This is a genomic window from Blastomonas sp. CCH1-A6 (genome assembly GCF_001556365.1).
In the GTDB taxonomy this organism is placed as follows: domain Bacteria; phylum Pseudomonadota; class Alphaproteobacteria; order Sphingomonadales; family Sphingomonadaceae; genus Blastomonas; species Blastomonas ursincola.
Genome location: NZ_LSIS01000450.1, coordinates 1 through 16,377, shown reverse-complemented (window position 1 = coordinate 16,377; position 16,377 = coordinate 1). Strand labels below are relative to the sequence as shown.

General features: G+C 59.9%; 16 protein-coding genes. 11 read left to right on the top strand and 5 right to left on the bottom strand.

Annotation, left to right across the window (positions count from 1 at the left end; translation table 11 throughout):
• Nucleotides 1-140 precede the first annotated feature (140 nt).
• Entirely contained in the window at nt 141-524 is a 384-nt protein-coding gene (locus AX735_RS20420) for a hypothetical protein (protein WP_066284218.1), read from the bottom strand.
• 5 nt (nt 525-529) lie between these two features.
• Entirely contained in the window at nt 530-2,452 is a 1,923-nt protein-coding gene (locus AX735_RS20415; protein ID WP_171007874.1) for an ATP-dependent helicase, read from the bottom strand.
• Nucleotides 2,453-2,718: 266 nt separating this feature from the next.
• Between AX735_RS20415 and AX735_RS20410 the strand changes: the two genes are divergently transcribed.
• From AX735_RS20410 to AX735_RS20385, 6 genes are all read left to right on the top strand, one after another.
• Complete coding sequence (locus AX735_RS20410) at nt 2,719-2,901, top strand: DUF3008 family protein (protein WP_066284210.1); 183 nt, start codon at nt 2,719-2,721, stop codon at nt 2,899-2,901.
• Between the two features lie 294 nt (nt 2,902-3,195).
• On the top strand, nt 3,196-4,476 hold the full coding sequence (locus AX735_RS20405; RefSeq protein ID WP_066284207.1) for a tyrosine-type recombinase/integrase: 1,281 nt from the start codon (nt 3,196-3,198) through the stop codon (nt 4,474-4,476).
• A 71-nt stretch (nt 4,477-4,547) separates the two neighbouring features.
• Entirely contained in the window at nt 4,548-5,030 is a 483-nt protein-coding gene (locus AX735_RS20400) for a type II TA system antitoxin MqsA family protein (protein WP_013831744.1), read from the top strand.
• A gap of 119 nt (nt 5,031-5,149) precedes the next feature.
• Nucleotides 5,150-6,145 (top strand): AAA family ATPase, encoded by a 996-nt coding sequence (locus AX735_RS20395; protein ID WP_066284201.1) that lies wholly within the window; start codon nt 5,150-5,152, stop codon nt 6,143-6,145.
• Between the two features lie 5 nt (nt 6,146-6,150).
• Nucleotides 6,151-8,652 carry a S8 family peptidase gene (locus AX735_RS20390; protein ID WP_066284199.1) on the top strand — a complete coding sequence of 834 codons (2,502 nt, stop codon included), beginning with the start codon at nt 6,151-6,153 and terminating at the stop codon, nt 8,650-8,652.
• A 16-nt stretch (nt 8,653-8,668) separates the two neighbouring features.
• On the top strand, nt 8,669-9,457 hold the full coding sequence (locus tag AX735_RS20385; RefSeq protein WP_066284195.1) for an HNH endonuclease: 789 nt from the start codon (nt 8,669-8,671) through the stop codon (nt 9,455-9,457).
• Nucleotides 9,458-9,497: 40 nt separating this feature from the next.
• On the opposite strand, the gene AX735_RS20380 is transcribed toward AX735_RS20385, so the two are convergent.
• Nucleotides 9,498-9,905, bottom strand: a complete 408-nt coding sequence (locus AX735_RS20380) for a DUF2513 domain-containing protein (protein ID WP_066284193.1) — start codon at nt 9,903-9,905, stop codon at nt 9,498-9,500.
• Nucleotides 9,906-9,997: 92 nt separating this feature from the next.
• Nucleotides 9,998-10,618 carry a hypothetical protein gene (locus tag AX735_RS20375; protein ID WP_066284221.1) on the bottom strand — a complete coding sequence of 207 codons (621 nt, stop codon included), beginning with the start codon at nt 10,616-10,618 and terminating at the stop codon, nt 9,998-10,000.
• Nucleotides 10,619-10,816: 198 nt separating this feature from the next.
• Here AX735_RS20375 and AX735_RS20370 point away from each other — a divergent pair, with 198 nt between their 5' ends.
• From AX735_RS20370 to AX735_RS20360, 3 genes are read left to right on the top strand one after another with little or no spacing between them, the layout of a single operon-like run.
• A complete protein-coding gene (locus AX735_RS20370) occupies nt 10,817-12,310 on the top strand; it encodes a recombinase family protein (protein WP_066284219.1) in 1,494 nt (497 codons plus the stop codon).
• Nucleotides 12,310-13,209 (top strand): plasmid partitioning protein RepB C-terminal domain-containing protein, encoded by a 900-nt coding sequence (locus AX735_RS20365; RefSeq protein ID WP_066284190.1) that lies wholly within the window; start codon nt 12,310-12,312, stop codon nt 13,207-13,209. Before AX735_RS20370 ends, AX735_RS20365 begins: the two co-directional genes overlap by 1 nt.
• Nucleotides 13,202-14,161, top strand: a complete 960-nt coding sequence (locus tag AX735_RS20360) for a plasmid partitioning protein RepB C-terminal domain-containing protein (RefSeq protein WP_066284187.1) — start codon at nt 13,202-13,204, stop codon at nt 14,159-14,161. The genes AX735_RS20365 and AX735_RS20360 overlap by 8 nt, the downstream gene beginning before the upstream one ends.
• A gap of 282 nt (nt 14,162-14,443) precedes the next feature.
• On the opposite strand, the gene AX735_RS20355 is transcribed toward AX735_RS20360, so the two are convergent.
• On the bottom strand, nt 14,444-14,764 hold the full coding sequence (locus AX735_RS20355) for a DUF736 domain-containing protein (protein ID WP_006966713.1): 321 nt from the start codon (nt 14,762-14,764) through the stop codon (nt 14,444-14,446).
• 438 nt (nt 14,765-15,202) lie between these two features.
• Here AX735_RS20355 and AX735_RS20350 point away from each other — a divergent pair, with 438 nt between their 5' ends.
• The gene (locus tag AX735_RS20350; protein WP_013831738.1) at nt 15,203-15,601 is read left to right on the top strand and encodes an antitoxin Xre-like helix-turn-helix domain-containing protein; all 399 of its coding nucleotides are present in this window, start codon (nt 15,203-15,205) and stop codon (nt 15,599-15,601) included.
• 3 nt (nt 15,602-15,604) lie between these two features.
• A complete protein-coding gene (locus AX735_RS20345) occupies nt 15,605-16,288 on the top strand; it encodes an RES family NAD+ phosphorylase (RefSeq protein WP_066284183.1) in 684 nt (227 codons plus the stop codon).
• The last annotated feature ends 89 nt before the right edge of the window (nt 16,289-16,377 follow it).

Sequence of the window (16,377 nt, the reverse complement as noted above, 5' to 3'; positions counted from 1 at the left end):
GGGTGGATCGGTGGGGCGTCACCGCAAATGAGTCTAGCCGGACGGCCTATTTTCTGCCCCATAACGCACAACTGCTGATATTATTGTCGTGAAATTGGTCGCGACTCTCCATGCTGCGAAGCACTCACCATGCAGAGCGTCTATATCCGCGACCATTGCTCGACGGCCATCTCGGTCTCAATCTTGAAATTGTGCCTCTCGAAGAAACCGTGCATCAGTCGGTTCCTGGCTTCGAGAGCAGACGAGAACCTCTCTTCCAAGTCCCCCTCAATCTTAATGTGCTGCTTTAGGCGGTGCAGCAACCGGCCAAGGGTGCTGCGGTCAATCTGATCCAGTACTTCTCGAGCGGCATCGCCATTCGGCGTAATATGCCAGCCTTCGTCCAAGGCGCGCAGGCACAGCAGCAACGTGCCAAGTTCGGTCTCCAAGAGCTGAGCTGCTTCTGCCGCGATGCCGTACTTTGCATAAAGCTCGTGCCGGTCCGCCATGTTCTCATATTCGACGTCAAGCTGCGAACCGCTCATTGCACCTACCCCTTTACCGGAGAAGGTGCCGCCGGGCCGAGCTCGCCAATAAAGCGGCTCGGCAGCAGGTTCGCCAGCGGCCCCGATTGCGTCTTGAAGGCCACGTTGGCCCCATATGCATCTGCGGCAGGCATCTGTTGGGCGTAGGTGATGAAGAGGCTCCCCGGTCGGCCATTATCCGGGTCTGCCTTCACGCGCGTGATACCCACGTAGAAAAGCCGGCGGGCCTCCTCGAGCGCAGCGTCCTTTGCTGCCTTCGAGGGGGCGTCATCGAATGAGGGTGGGAGGATACCTTCCACGCACCCGGCAATGAACACGTAGGGGGAACTCAGGCCCTTGCTTTTGTGTAGACTCATGAGCCGGACCTCCTCAACCGTTGGCGGTATGTCGGGCTGGGTTATCTCCTTCATCATGCCAGAGAGTAGGTCCGTTGGCGTCTGGGCCGCCTCACTCTGCACCAATGCTAGCTCACGCAGTTCGGATACGTCCGGATCTGTGGCCGGAAGCAGAACATCAATAAAGGCGGATAGATCGTCCTTCACACCGTCCAGCTCCGCGAGGGCCCCCTTTATGATGGCGAATTGACCGATCAGCGGCTTGGTGTGGGCGATTGTGAGCACGCCGTCCGACAGCTTGTTCATCGCCACCCAAGGGCTGTCGCCGGTCGACTCGCAATGCTGGCGTACCCGCGCGTATGAGTTGCAGTAAAAATCGGCCCGGTTGCATCCAAGAAGGTAGCGGAGCGCAACCCTGTCCTCGTTGTCGAGGAACAGTTTAAAGACTGAGAACCGCATCTGCGCAGCCTCTGAATCGAGCTGGCTCTCCTCGTAGTACGACTTGGCGGGGACGCCTTCGCCCTTGAGGGCGTTTAGGATTGGTTTTCCGGCAATGGCACGCTGGACGAGAATGATTATCTCACTGGGGTGAACGCCCTTGTCGAGAAGTTCCTTGATCTTCGCCGCAATCCATGTCGCCTCGCTATGGAGATACGGCAGTTGCACGATGGCGACCTCACCCACGCCCTTCGAAGGGAGGGGGGTCAATGCTCGCGGCGCGCGATTAGTGTTCACGTTGATAAGCGCGTTCGCCATCTCGACTACGGAAGTTGGGCAACGGTGGCAGTCGGCCATCTCGAGATCGGCACAAGCCGCATGTAGGTCCTTCCACTCACGGATGCCCTCGGGATGGGCGCACTTGAAGCTATAGATCGACTGGTCGTCGTCGCCCACGATGCAGATTTCGGCGGCTTCCCCTAGGTAGGCAATGGCACTCTGCTCAGCCTTGTTGAGGTCCTGATACTCGTCAACGAGTAGGTGCTTGAATTCCGAGCGCTCGGCCGCGGCTGGGTTATCTTTAAGGTAACGGACGAGGTACGGAATCAGCTCGCCAATGAGCATGCCTTGATGAAACTCGAGCCAAGCGAGGAGAGCAGCCGAAAATGCCTTTTCCTCATCGTTATTGGGGAAGCCGGGCTCATCCCCTTGGCTCTGAGCCCAGGCAGCCGTGTACCCTTGGATCATCTTCTTCGCAGCGCGCTTCCCGCCGCATGCTCCGGCAATGTCGCAGATCAGTGCCTTCATCTCGAAGGTATTTAGCGACCGGGGGGTGCGCCCTACGGCCTCGAGGACATGCTTCCGGGACAAGATGCGCATGGCAAGGCTATGGAGGGTCTGCCCCTCAAGCTCCTCGCATCCCGGGACTGCAAGCTTTTGCAGTTCCCGATGAAGATCCTCGGCCGCTACCCTCGTGAAGGTTACAGCTAGGAGCTCTTTGGGAGAAACGCCTGTCTCGAGCAGACGCGCGACCCGGCGCTTCATAGCAAAGGACTTGCCGGTTCCGGGCCCGGCAATTACTCGAACTCGTGGTTCAGGCGCCGATGCGATTTTGTATGTTACGCTTTCTGTGTCTAACCCACTGTCCCAAGCCATTCGAATCTCCCGATTTGAATACCGCCCCCTTAGCATAAAATGAGTAGCCTAGCATCAAGCATTAGAGAATACACCGAGCCATTTATATAACACCAGGGCTGCCCATTGCAAAGAAGCCAATAAAACTCATTTAATAATGTATAAATGAACTTCACAGTAGGCTCGAACCGTGCGCCACGCCCGTCACCACCCCCCGCACATCCTAAGTTAAAGCCCCCCGCCCCATCGCGGCGCATCGTTGTTCGTCCATCGAGGAGCAAACGACCATGCCTGCAAGATCCAAGGCGCAGCAGAAGGCGGCGGGGGCTGCGCTCGCGGACAGGCGCGGGGACGCGCCCAGGAACAGCCTCAAGGGCGCATCGAAGCAGATGGAGGAATCGATGTCCGAAAAGGAGCTGGAGGACCTGGCCTCGACCAGGCGCAAGACGCTGCCCGAGCGCAAGGACTGAGCGGCGCGCATGCGCAGCAGCGATCAGGCCGAAGCCTGATGCTATATCACTGCGAAACATCGGAAAAATGGAGCGGGCGAAGGGATTCGAACCCTCGACCCCAACCTTGGCAAAATATTTCGGCCACTTTTCCCAAACTTTCCCAAGTACGATTATCTACGCTAAATCAGATATTTATTATGTTACCCTTTACGATTGTCTCCGCCCATAATACCCTCGAAACGCTTAAATCTGGAGACAAAATGGAGACAAAGCACCCCCCTGAAATCTTTGTCTCCAAATGGAGGGTCAAATATGCCGACAGCGAAGTTGAACAAGCGCAATGTGGACGCATTCGCGCCGCCTAAAGATAAACAGGCAGTCCTGTGGGACAGCGAGATCCGGGGCTTCGGCTTGCGGGCGCTGCCATCGGGGCTCAAGACCTTCATCGTTCAGTACCGCAACATCGAAGGGATCAAGCGGCGCATCAATCTTGGCCGTTATGGCGTCATAACGACGGAGCAGGCTCGGGATCTGGCGAAGATCAAGCTTGGCGAAGTTGCTGGTGGTCAGGACCCAGCAGAGGCAATTCATCAGGCCCGCAGTGGCATGACCGTCGCCGAGATCTGTGACTGGTATCTGGTTGAAGCCCGCGCCGGCAACATTCTTGGCCGCAAGAACCGTCCAATCAAAGCCTCCTCGCTCGCGATGGATGAGAGCAGGATCAACACTCACATCAAACCGATTCTTGGCCATCGCATGGCGAAAAGGCTGACGATCGCGGATGTCGAGCAGATGCAGGCTGATGTCCGAGACGGTAAAACCGCCAAGGCTAGGGGTAACGGCCGTGGTGGGCGGCCCGCTGGCGGACCTGGCGTCGCGTCGCGGTGCCTCGGGTCGCTGCAAGCCATTTTGGGTCACGCCAAGCACAAGGGGCTGATTGCGGAGCACCCAACCAGAGGAGCCAAGAAACTCGCAATCAACAAGAAAACGAGACGGCTCAGCACTGCCGAACTCGTCGCGTTCGGTAAAGCCATCGCCTATGCCGAACGTAATGGCGAAAATCCGACAGCACTTGCGGTGGTACGGACACTTGCGCTGACAGGATACAGACGGGAAGAGGCGCAGTCGATGAAGCGCGCCTGGGTGCATGCGGAGGGCGGGTTTGTCTCCTTCCCGGATACCAAAACCGATGCTCAGGTCCGCTCGATCGGCCCAGAAGCACTGAAGGTCGTTCTCGCTCAACCCGAGATCGTTGGTAACCCCTACGTGTTCCCGTCAATGACGGGCGCTGGCGCATACCAGGCTGCACCAGCCTGTTTCCGGAGAGTTTGCCAGTGGGCGGGAATTGAGGGCGCAACACTTCATACCCTTCGCCACACTTTCGGCAGCATCGCGGGCGAGCTCGGATTCACGGAACTGACGATACGGGCCATGCTTGGGCATGCTTCGCAGAACGTCACCCAGGACTACATCCATATTGATGAGGCGCTGAAGCTGGCGGTTCGCAAGACGTCGGACGAAATCGCCCGACTGCTGGCCGAGGGCGCTGAAGCATTGCGGCCGGTCAGATCGCATGCCGCTGTTGAAAATTAACCTTAAAGGTGTATTGCGAATGGGAAGACCCTGATCGATGTCGTGCTGACGTTGTTCGAGAAGGATTGAAGGTGACGCAGCCACGGATTCATCCCGAGACCGGCCAGGTCCTCCGCCGCGACGCTCGTTTGCAGACGGTCAGCGTTGGGTCGATGTCGCGTGAAGTCGAGGTGCCGGGCTGGTATCCCGAGGACGATAGTGATTCCATCCATTCAGGGGCGGAGCTGCAGGCTCTGGATCAGGCCCATCTCGAACTGCGAACGGCTTACGCGGCGCGCGTCAAGGCTGTTCGCAAGAAGCTCGGCCTCACCCAGGAAGAGGCAGGCCGGATTATCGGTGGCGGACGGCGCGCATTCCAGAAGTATGAAAGCGGGGCCACACCGCCCAGCGAAGCCGCAGTCGGCTTGATCGAGATTCTGGACCGCCATCCAGAGGAATTGGAAACCCTCCGCAACCTGCGCAGCCTCGCCCCGCGGGAGGGTGTTGGCGGCCGCCTCACGCCGACCGGCAAGAGACAGACACCGGCGAAGGGCGTTCGAAGTGCTGCGGCATGAGCCCAGCCAAGGCGGTCGGATGGCCCCGGGACAACAATCGCGCTTCAATTTTCAGGAAGCATAACGTATCGCTGTTCGCGTCACAGGTTTGCGACGCGAGGGGATGGAAAGTAGAGTAGATGTCAAACGCCAAGCAAATACTGGCGATGTTACGCAGTCGCGCGGAAGGTGACGACGCGCAGTTCTATTCTATTGCCTTGCAAGTTGCCGCATCGGAAGCCCGTCAAGGGCACCGTGACACTGCGAATGAACTTCGTTCCGCAGTCGATGCCGCGCGCGGCGCGGGCGGGGTCAAGGCGTCTATTCCCGTATCTTTTGCTGCCCCGCGCGGCGATCTCGAAGGACTGCTAGACTATCGCGATCCTGTGGTTGATCTTCAGGACGTTGTTCTGAGCGCGTCGGTGTCCGAGCGGCTCAATGGGATGCTCTTGCAGCAGCGCAAACGCGATTGGCTGCGCGAACATGGCAAGGTTCCGTCAAGAAGCCTGCTGTTCGTCGGCCCCCCGGGATCCGGCAAGACCATGACGGCAGAGGCGATCGCAGGTGAGCTGAAGCTTCCGCTCTTTATCATTCGACTCGAAACACTGATCACCCGTTATATGGGTGAGACCGCAGCAAAACTGCGTCTGGTTTTCGATGAGACCCGGCGTCGGCGCGGGGTCTATTTGTTCGATGAATTCGACGCTGTCGGCGGTCATCGCACCGCGACCAACGACGTCGCTGAAATGCGTCGCGTCCTCAACAGCTTCCTCCAGTTCATGGAAGAGAAAACCTCGACGGACAGCCCGATCATCGCAGCCACCAATCATCCGGAGCTGCTGGACCGGGCGCTCCTCCGCAGGTTCGACGACGTGCTCGAATTTGAGATGCCGACCGCAGCGCAGATTCGCGCGGTGATCAAGGCCAACCTAAAACCCCTCAAGTTCCAGCGCGCAGGATGGGCCGCGATCGAGCAGGCGGCGCGTGGGCTTAGCCAGGCCGAAGTCGCCCGCGCTGCGGATGAAGTCGTCAAGACCGCGATCCTCGAGCAGAGGAAGCAGACGACCACCCAGGAGGTCGTCGCCAAGCTCACTGAGCGCCAGGCTATGCGAACGGCGTTTGCGGTGAAGCTCTGAGTCCTGTGAGCGAACACAACCGACCGCACATCGATATCACTCCGCTTGCCCAGCGACGTACCTTCAAGTCGCCAGGCAGCAACGCACGGCAGCGCGCGCTAAACAGAGTGCGTGCGGATCACGGTCTCCGCCTCATCGCGGAAATTGGCAATGCCTTTGCGGAAGCTGAGGCCGGACAGCGCGGCCTGCCCGAACAGCCAGTGGACCTTGAGCCTGCTGGCGGCGTTTTCATTGAGGTTGAACTCAATCGGGGCACCGGCGCCACCAACCTTGAACGGCAAAGGGAAGGCACACGGCAAGCGGCCGAAATCGTCGACGAGAACGGCGTGCGCCGCATTGCCCTGTTTGTCCCGGATGACATGCGCGATGCCTTTTCCCAAGTCTTTGAGGACTACACAAACGGGGAACTGAGCGAAAAGGGTTCGCCGCCCAAGAAGACCCGGGTCGAACCGATCGAGCACATTCGCGCGGCACGCCTGCAAAGTTTCTGGCGCGACGCTCCCGAGGCATTGCCGGAAGACCCCCAAGCGCAGATGTGGTGGGCGCTCTGGTGCTTCAACGATCGCATCGACAGAGTTCTGGGCAGCGCCGCGGTTTTGGGGCTGCATGTCGGCAACCCCGACACCTTTCTGCGTTTTCCGGAGACGACGGTGATCCCGGCATACGGACGGCGCGCATCAATCGAGATGTTGCTGTTCGCAACCGCAGGCATTTCGGAGCTGCGTCGCGCGAGCGACAGCCCGCTGGTGTTTACCCGGGACCTGAAGGACGACGTTCCTGCATTTATCGATGATCTCGCAGAGCGTGTAACCTGGCCCGGCAATGACGCGCCGGCGGTCTGCCTGCTCGACACAGGGGTCAATCGGGCGCATCCCCTGATAGAACCCGCTTTGTCGACAGAAAATCTGATGGCGATCGACACGGCCTGGGGCGGAGACGATCACGAACACGGCGCTGGCCATGGGACCGGCATGGCGGGTCTTGCCTTGCATGGGGATCTTGTCGGTCCACTCGCGAGCGATCAGCCAGTCGAGCTCACCCACCGTCTGGAATCAGTCAAGATTCTGCCCCCTCCCGGTGTGCCGGACAATGATCCCCATTCCTATGGACCGATCACCCAAAGCGCCATTCTGCTCGCGGAGATCAACAACCCGGATCGTGACCGTGTTTTCTGCATGGCGGTCACCAACGAGGGGCGCAGCGGATCAGACGCGACGGCGTGGAGCGCGGCCATCGACCAGGCGGCGGCCGGAGCGGAGTCGGACGATGACGAAAATCCGTCGCCTCGGCGGCTGATACTGCTCTCTGCTGGTAATATTCCCGACAATTCCATTGCCGCCGAAATCGCAGATGCTGATGCTTTCCCGGCAGAAGACCCGTCCCAGGCGTGGAATGCCCTCACGATCGGCGGATATACGGACAAGACCGCGATCGGCGAGGCAGGCTACGACGGTTGGACCACGATGGCACCGGTTGGTGCCGTCAGTCCTTACAGCCGGACATCCTTCCTCTGGGACACCAGCCAATCTCCGTTCAAACCCGAACTCGTCTTCGAGGCCGGGAACAGGGCGCTCAGCCCGTGCGGTGCGGAAGCGGTAGCGGGACTCGATTCCCTTTCCCTCCTTACGGCCTCCCGCCTCGTCGCCCAGAAGCCGCTGGACGCATTTTGGGCGACAAGTGCCGCAACCGCTCAGGCGGCCCGAATGGCAGCTCAGCTGACTGCGGCCTACCCGCATTACTGGCCGGAAACGATCCGTGCGCTGATGGTGCATAGTGCCCGTTGGACCGGGCACATGGATCAACTCGTCGCGCAGTGCGCGACAAAGCGAGAAAAGGCCGACTGCCTCAGGCGGTTCGGTTACGGTATCCCCGATCTGGGGCGTGCGATGGCGTCGGCCATCGATGATCTCGCCCTGGTCGCACAAAACACGATACGTCCGTTCCGCATGGAAGGCAGCAGCGTGCGATTCAACGAGTCGCATATCTATCAGCTCCCCTGGCCCCAGGATGTGCTTGAGGCGCTCGACAACACTCGGGTGAGTTTAAAAGTTGCCCTCTCCTATTTCGTGGAACCCAACCCCAGCTTTGCCACCAATCTGGACCCGGCACGCTACCAGTCCTTCGGCCTACGTTTCGATCTCAAACGCTCACGTGAGACGATTGGGAACTTCAATCGCCGCAACAATGCCGAAGGATACGACAAAGACGCTCCGCGCGCGGTCAATGAAACGAACGACGGCTGGCTATTTGGCGAAAAGCAGATCTCGTCGGGTTCGCTGCATGTCGACATCTGGGAGGGGCCTGCTGTCGAACTTGCCGCCCGCAATGCTCTATATGTCCATCCGATCTCGGGATGGTGGCGAGAGCGCAAATCGCTCGGAAGATATGACCAAGAGGCGCGCTACGCGCTTGTGATCAGCCTTGAGACGCCGGGCGTTGAAGTCGACCTTCACACGCCAATTTCCGCGTTGGTCCCCGTGCTGGTCGAGGTCCCCATCGAGATCTGAATAGCGAGCAAGGCCAATGCCGAAGCCTTCGATCCGGGCCATTCAACGCCTCTACGCCATGTCGGGCAATCGCTGTGCCTTTTCCGGCTGTACTGCGCTCATCATCGAAGACAGCCCAGGGATGGCCGGCATCAACATGGGCGAAATCTGCCATATTCGCGCCAGCAAAGCAGGTGGTGAACGCTATGATCCCGACCAAACCGATGTGGAGCGGCACGGCTACGAGAACCTCATCCTGCTATGTCGTCGTCATCACAAGCTGATCGACTCAGACACGATTGAATTCTCCGTGGCCAAGCTCCTCGCGATGAAGCAGGAGCACGAGCAGTTGGCTGGCCGTCCAGAGAGGACAGCGGACAGGTTTTCAGCAAAGCGCCTTCTTGATGCGATGGACCGCATCACAATCCCCGACAACAAGGGCACCGTGGTCATTGTCGGCGCTGGCTCCAATGTCAGCATTCGTCAGCCGCGGTCCCGTGTCACGATGGCCCCCCTTGCAGGGACCATCGGTGCTGATCGCGATATGGTACGGTACACGAAGTATCTCGCGAAGCAGTATAATGAATTCGCCTCGTGGGCTCCGCATCGTACCGAAAAATTTCGGCCCGCGGTGATCTATGCAAACATCACGAAAGAGTTTGGCTCGAAGCTCGAACTCATCCCGGATGATCGGTTCGGCAGCGTCTGCGCCTACCTTCAACAAAGAATTACGCGCACCCGGCTGGGCCGGATGCGGAATGCGGAGGGACATCGCTGCTACGCGTCATTCGATGAGTTCTTGGACAAAGGCAAACAGCATCACTGAAGTTCAGGCGTGTCTGATGACCGGCCCACCGCCACCGCGACTACAGGTCCAGCTCAACGCCGGTGTGCTGCTCAATCTTCTTCTTGATCAGCCCTTTGGCGAGCGCCTTCAGGAGTTCGATGCTGAAACCGCCAGCCTGTTTGGCCCCGGCCTTTGTCTCGCGCCAGATGGCAGGGTCGCGGATGGTGTCGAGGAAGTCATGGCCGGCCCAGGTAATCTGACCGATCTGCCAGACCGCACCGGACAGCTTCGCCTGAATCGTGATGAGACCCGCCTCGTCCAGCAGAGCCAGATGGTATTCGATCAGCTCAGCCTGCTCGCGCGGCATTTTGCCTGCACCATCTTCGCCGAGTATCTCGGCGATCTCCGGCGTCAACAAATCGAATGCGCGCCGACCGTCCTCGATCTCCAGCAGCAGGTTGCGGACCAGATCCATGTCACGTTTCATGGCATCGATCTTAACTACAGACCCGCCGAAAGGACAGCGATCTATCGTTGCCTTCCGCGCGCCAGGCATGGGCCTACCGGCATCATCGGCGTTCACGCGCGAACGAGGTGATAGCGTCCATTTTTCCGGGCACCGACAAAGTGCAGGAGATTGCAGGCGCACAGTCCGGCAAGATCGCGCCGCGCCGACTTGATGCTCACCCGCCAATGCGCGGCAACATCGCGCGCCCTCGTCGATAAACCGCGCGCGACTCGGTCGAGTATCCAGCGCTGACGCTCATTGAGCCCGCTCGTTATTGGGTCATTTACAGGGCCACTTTCAGGGTCATTTATAGTGTCAGAATTCGGCCAATATCTGCCCGCAGACATTTCTTCCCGGTGGCCTTGCCCGAACGATGTTATGCCCGGCCCTATTTTGGAAGCCTCCGCCGAAGACGATTGCTGGCTTTCGATGATGCCCAGGACGAACGCCCGGATGACCGGAGACGTCGCAACCAAACGCAAGAAGAAGACCGTGTCTGGTCCATGTTGCGCGGCCATCCAGTGCTTGGCGGACCGCTCACTCGCATGGGTCAGACGCATCAGTTGCTTGACCGCGCGATGCGTATCGCCATGTTCCTTGCGCAGCAGATTGGCGATGACTTCGGCATAGGCCTGGCGGCTGGCGAGCGCGCCTTCCCATGCTGGCAACTTCCTGCCCTTTTTCGGCAACATCTTCCGGTCCTTTCCCACATATACTGTTGAGAGTGCGGGAATGCCGGAGAGGTCCGTGTTTCGCGCTGCAGCGGTTGGCCGCCCTGGCCACTGCAGTCCGGATTTCGAAAGGGGCGCGCATTGGCGAGTTGGGATCAAGAAGACGCGCCAAGCGACGCCGAACAGCAGCCCACCGTGCGGGCGGCCGAATACGTCCGGATGTCCACCGACCATCAGAAATACTCGACCGAAAATCAGGCCGACGCGATCCGCCACTATGCGGCGTCTCGGGGCATCGAAATCGTCCGTACCTATGCCGACGACGGCAAAAGCGGCCTTTCGATCGATGGCCGCGCCTCACTGCAGCGACTGATCGCTGACGTCGAATCAGGCGTCGCCGACTTCGAGATGATCCTGGTCTATGATGTCAGCCGCTGGGGCCGTTTCCAGGACGCGGACGAGAGCGCCTACTACGAATATATCTGTCGCCGGGCCGGAATTCAGATCGCCTATTGCGCCGAACAGTTCGAGAATGACGGGTCACCGATGAGCACCATGTTCAAGGGCTTCAAGCGCGCCATGGCTGGCGAATACAGCCGCGAGCTTTCGGTCAAGGTTTTCGCCGGCCAGGGGCGGCTCATCGAGAAGGGCTATCGCCAGGGCGGTCCCGCCGGTTTCGGCCTGCGCCGGACGCTGATAGATGAGCACGGCAACACCAAGGCGGTTCTCGGCCGCGGCGAGCAGAAGAGTCTCCAGACCGACCGCGTCATCCTGACACCCGGACCGCCAGAAGAAATCGGCGTGGTGCACGAGATATACCGGGCTTTCGTCCATGACGGACGAACTGAACGCGAGATTGCCGAGGATCTGAATGATCGCGGCATCCTGTCCGACCTCCAGCGTCCGTGGACGCGCGGCACTGTCCACCAGCTCCTGATCAATGAAAAATATGTCGGCGACAATGTCTGGAATCGCCGTTCTTTCAAGCTGAAGAAGAAGCGGGTTCGCAATGCCCCGGACATGTGGATCAGGTCACAGGGCGCATTCGAGGGGATCGTTGAACGGGAGCTGTTCGAGGCGGCCCATTCGATTATCGCTGCGCGCTCGTTCCGCCTGTCCGACGAGGAGATGCTGGAAGCTTTGCGAGGACTCTACGCCAGCAAAGGCCTGCTGTCCGGCATCATTATCGACGAATGCGAAGGATTGCCGTCGAGCAGCGCCTTCAGCTTGCGATTTGGCAGTCTCCTGCGCGCTTACAGCCTGGTGGGTTTTTCGCCGGAGCGCGATTACCGCTACGTTGCAATCAACAAGGCGCTCCGCCGCCTGCACCCTGACATTGTCCGCGACATATTGACTGGCCTTCACGCCCAGGGGAGCGATGCCTGGCAGGACCTCGCCAGCGACAGCATCCGCGTGAATGGCGAGTTCAGCCTCGCCATTGTTCTGGTGCGCTGCACACCGACACCGACCGGCCTCCTGCGGTGGAAGATCCGCTTCGACACCAGCCACCTCGCAGACATTACCATCGTTGTGCGCATGGACATGCACAACCGCGCGCCGTTTGACTATTATCTGTTCCCGAGAATTGACGTCGCAAGCGAACGGCTGCGGCTGGCTGAAGATAACGACCTGCACCTCGACGCCTATCGCTTCGACACGCTGGATTTCTTCTATGACATCACGGCGCCCGTCGCCATTCCGGAGGCTGCTTGATGCCCGTTATGCGCCCCCAGCAGATCGAGATGATCCCGGTCTCCAAGATTACCGTGCTCAATCCGCGCTCGCGCAACAAGCGTCAGCACCGTGAGATCGTGAACAACATCGAGTCGATCGGATTGAAGCGGCCGATCACCGTGAGTCGCCATCAGGGTCCGGGCGGGCCTCGCTATGATCTCGTCTGCGGCGAAGGCCGGCTCGAAGCATTTCAGATGTTGGGCCAGACGGAAATTCCCGCAGTCGTCATCGAGGCGAGCGAGAGCGATTGTCTGGTGATGAGCCTGGTCGAGAACATCGCACGCCGGACGCCGCGCCCGATCGACGTGATGCGCGAGATCGGCGCCCTGCGCGGGCGCGGGTATAATGAAACCCAGATCGGGCAAAAAATCGGGGTCAGCAGTTCATGGGTCAGCATGATCGTCTCGCTGCTGGAGCGGGGCGAGGAACGGCTCGTTGCGGCGGTGGAAACGGGTCTCATCCCGATCAGCCTGGCAATGGAAATCTCCCGCGCGGAATCCGAGGAATCGCAGAACCTGCTGCTCGATGCCTATGAGACAGGCAAGCTGCGCGGCAAGAAGCTGGCTTCGGTGCGAAGGCTACTCGAGCTGCGGATGCGCGGGCACAACAAATCGATGCCGGCAGGAAAGCTCGGTCGGCGTTCCGCAAATCGCAAGTTGACCGCGAGTGACCTCATGCAGGTTTACCAGCGGGAATCGGAGAAGCAGCGCCTGCTCGTCAAGAAGTCCGATTTCACACAGACCCGGCTGCTGTTCATCGTCGAGGCCATCAAGGATCTGCTGGGCGACGACGGATTTCTGACCTTGCTGCGTGCCGAGGCGCTCGAGACGATGCCGCGCGCGCTTGCCATGCGAATTGCAGGTGAGAGCGATGACTGACTGGTCCGAACCCAACACACCAGACATGGAACCCGGCTCGGATCACCGTGTCCGGCTCGGCTTTGAACGCGAGACCGTCACCGTCGCACTCGATCAGCTCGTTCCGTTGAAGATACTCCAGCAGGGCGTGCGCGAGAGCAAAAAGTTCGCCCAGATCCTTAGTTCGATCAAGGCGATCGGGATTGTCGAAGCTCCCGCAGTCGCGCCCGATCCCAAGAATGCGGGCAAGTATTTCCTGCTCGATGGGCATCTGCGGGTCGAAGCCTTGCGCCAGCTCGAAATTCCGACGGTTGAGTGCCTCGTCGCCAATGACGATGAGACTTACACCTACAACAAGCGCGTCAACCGCCTCCCACCGGTTCAGGAACATCGGATGATCGTGCGCGCCATCGAGCGCGGGGTGACCGAAGCCGTCATCGCCGACGCGCTCGGTCTCGAAGTGCAGTCGATCCGCGCGCGCTTCCGCCTGCTCGATGGCATCTGCACCGAGGCAGCCGATGCCCTCAAGGATACCAATTGCTCGATGAAGGTGTTCGATCTGCTGCGACGCATGACAGCGCTGCGGCAGATTGAGGCAGCGGACCTGATGATCGGGCAGAACAATTTCTCGCTGATGTTCGCACGCGCGCTGCTCGCGGCGACGACCGAAGAGCAGCTGGTTCCCGCAGGCAAGAAGGCGCGCAAGCCCGACGTGACTGGCCCGACCAGCCAGCAGATCAGCCGGATGGAGCGCGAGCTTGCCGCTCTGCAAACGCAGGTCAAATCGGTCGAGGAAACCTACGGCATCGACAACCTCCATTTGACCTTCGCGCGGGGCTATCTCGGAAAGCTGTTGGCAAACGCGCGCATCGTCCGTTGGCTCTCGGTTCACCGCGCGGAATACCTGACCGAGTTTCAGCGCATTGCGGAGATAGACAGTCTTGGCCGTCTGGCCACGCCCAACGCGGAATGAGAGAATGGGGACCCGGACCCGATAAGCGCGGGGACCATGGGAGACGCCGCACTGAGGGGCGGATCGAGCATGGCGGTGGGCATGGCGGCGAACCCGCAAGAAGCCCACCAGGTCGGCCGTCATATGGACCGACCGCGTGCGTGCTTTGGGCGCACGATGGAGGCGGGCGTGCGTTGAAGAGTGAGATTTTCACGCACGCCCGTCATTTTGTCTCAACTGATGCGCGATGAATTGCTGACAAATGCTATGGCCCCGCCCGGAGGCGGGGCCGTCGCTGGTGCTTCAGCTCGGCGGGTTCCAGATGATGACCTTCTTCGATGGATCATCGCCCGGCGCGTTGGCGATATTGCCGTAAATCGTGCCAAATTCGGGAGCCGAGAGCGAGACCGAGACATATTCGGCGCCGGTGTTCTGCGAGAAGCGCTTCCAACCTGCGCCCAGTTCGAAGCCGTTCTTGCGGCTGACGATGCGGTAGTCGGGTTCGCTGTCCTTGGTCTTGCGGTTGTTGGGGATGATGGCGATCGGTGCGGAGACGGTCAGCGTTGCGAGGTTGCCTTCGAAGCTGTCGTCGGACTTCACAGTGAGGTTTGCGATGGTAGCCATGTCGTTTCTCCTAAAGGTGGTCGGGGACCATCCCCGATGGCGCCAAAAGAAGGGGCCGGGAGCCGCCGTCACCGCAGCGTCAGCGAAGGGCGAACCCCGCACGGGGTTGACGGCATTAGGCGTGACGAGACCCGCAGACAGGCGACAAACAGGGGTGGTTTTCGCGCCACCGGAGAACGAACGTCAGTCCGCAATCTCCGTTTTCATCGACCAAAAGTCGGAGGCCTCCTCCCCGCCGGATCACTGCGTGGAACGCAGCAGCAATCATCCCTCTCACGCAGCCACTGGCTGATAGAGTGGCGTCGTCGCCTTGGACAGCGGACGGGCAACAGCAGAGGGCTCTCGCTGAAGCACACAGGTAGAAATGTGCAATATCAGCTCTCATATTGACTTTTGTGCAGAATATGAGCATATGAAGCCATGAAAGGATGTGCCGACATGGGTATCCAAGCTGCAGCCAAAGCGCCTGCAAAGGGACTTGATCGCAAGGATCTGACGGGGCCGGCCCTGCGGACGTTTTTCCGCATTGCTGATGCCTGGGGCCTGAAAGAGCAGGAGCAAATGCGCTTGCTCGGTCTGGAAAGTCGTTCGACCTTTCAGTCATGGAAGCGCGGTGTGGTCGCGGCGCTGCCCAAGGATGCGCTGGAGCGAATTTCCTATGTCATGGGCATCTACAAAGGCCTGCAAATCCTGCTGCCCAAGACGGCCGATGAGTGGGTGCGCAAACCCAACAAGGCGCAAGTTTTCGGCGGCGCCTCGGCGCTTGACCGGATGATGTCGGGCAATGTCGCCGACCTCTATGTCGTGCGTCAGTATGTTGACGGGCAGCGCGGCTGACCCGTGGACATTCCCACGTCTGAAGTCCGCTGGACGCCCTGCTACCGAATCATCCCCAGCAGATTTCCCCCGATCTCGCTGTTCGAGGCGGTTGCCGATCCTGCCGATCTCGAAGCGGTCTATGCCATCGAGGCGATGACCAACGACCGCCTGCGCGACGAGGCAGGCGAGCTGTCGCTCGTGCCGCCTGAAGACCGTGTCTCAGGCCGCGGTTCCACGCCGATCATGGCGGCGTTCACCCACCTCAATCCGGTCGGCGACCGCTTCACCGACGGCAGCTACGGCGTCTTCTATGCCGGACGAACACTGGCAACCGAAATCGCCGAGACCCGCCATCACCGCACGCATTTCCTTGAGGCCACCGACGAACCGGCGCAGGAACTCGACATGCGGGTTTATGCTGTGGATATTGATGCCACCTTGCATGACATCCGCGGGCAGCGAGAGGCGCTGCCAGCACTGTACCATCCGAGCAGCTATGCCGTGTCTCAGGAAACCGCGCGGACCTTGCGCGATGGAGGGTCGGACGGGATGGTCTATGAAAGCGTCCGCGATCCTGACGGCGAATGTGCCGCTGTGTTTCGGCCTAGACTGTTGGCAAATTTCCGACAGGAGCGGCACCTTTGCTATGTGTGGGATGGCCGCGCGATCAAGACGGTTTACGAAAAGCGTATGCTGGAAAGCTGAGTTTTTGCATTCTAGCGCAAGGTCTTCGGGCATTTTGGGTTAGCGTCCGCGCTCGTGGTGTAATTTTCGGTGGAGATTTAGGTGCTGCT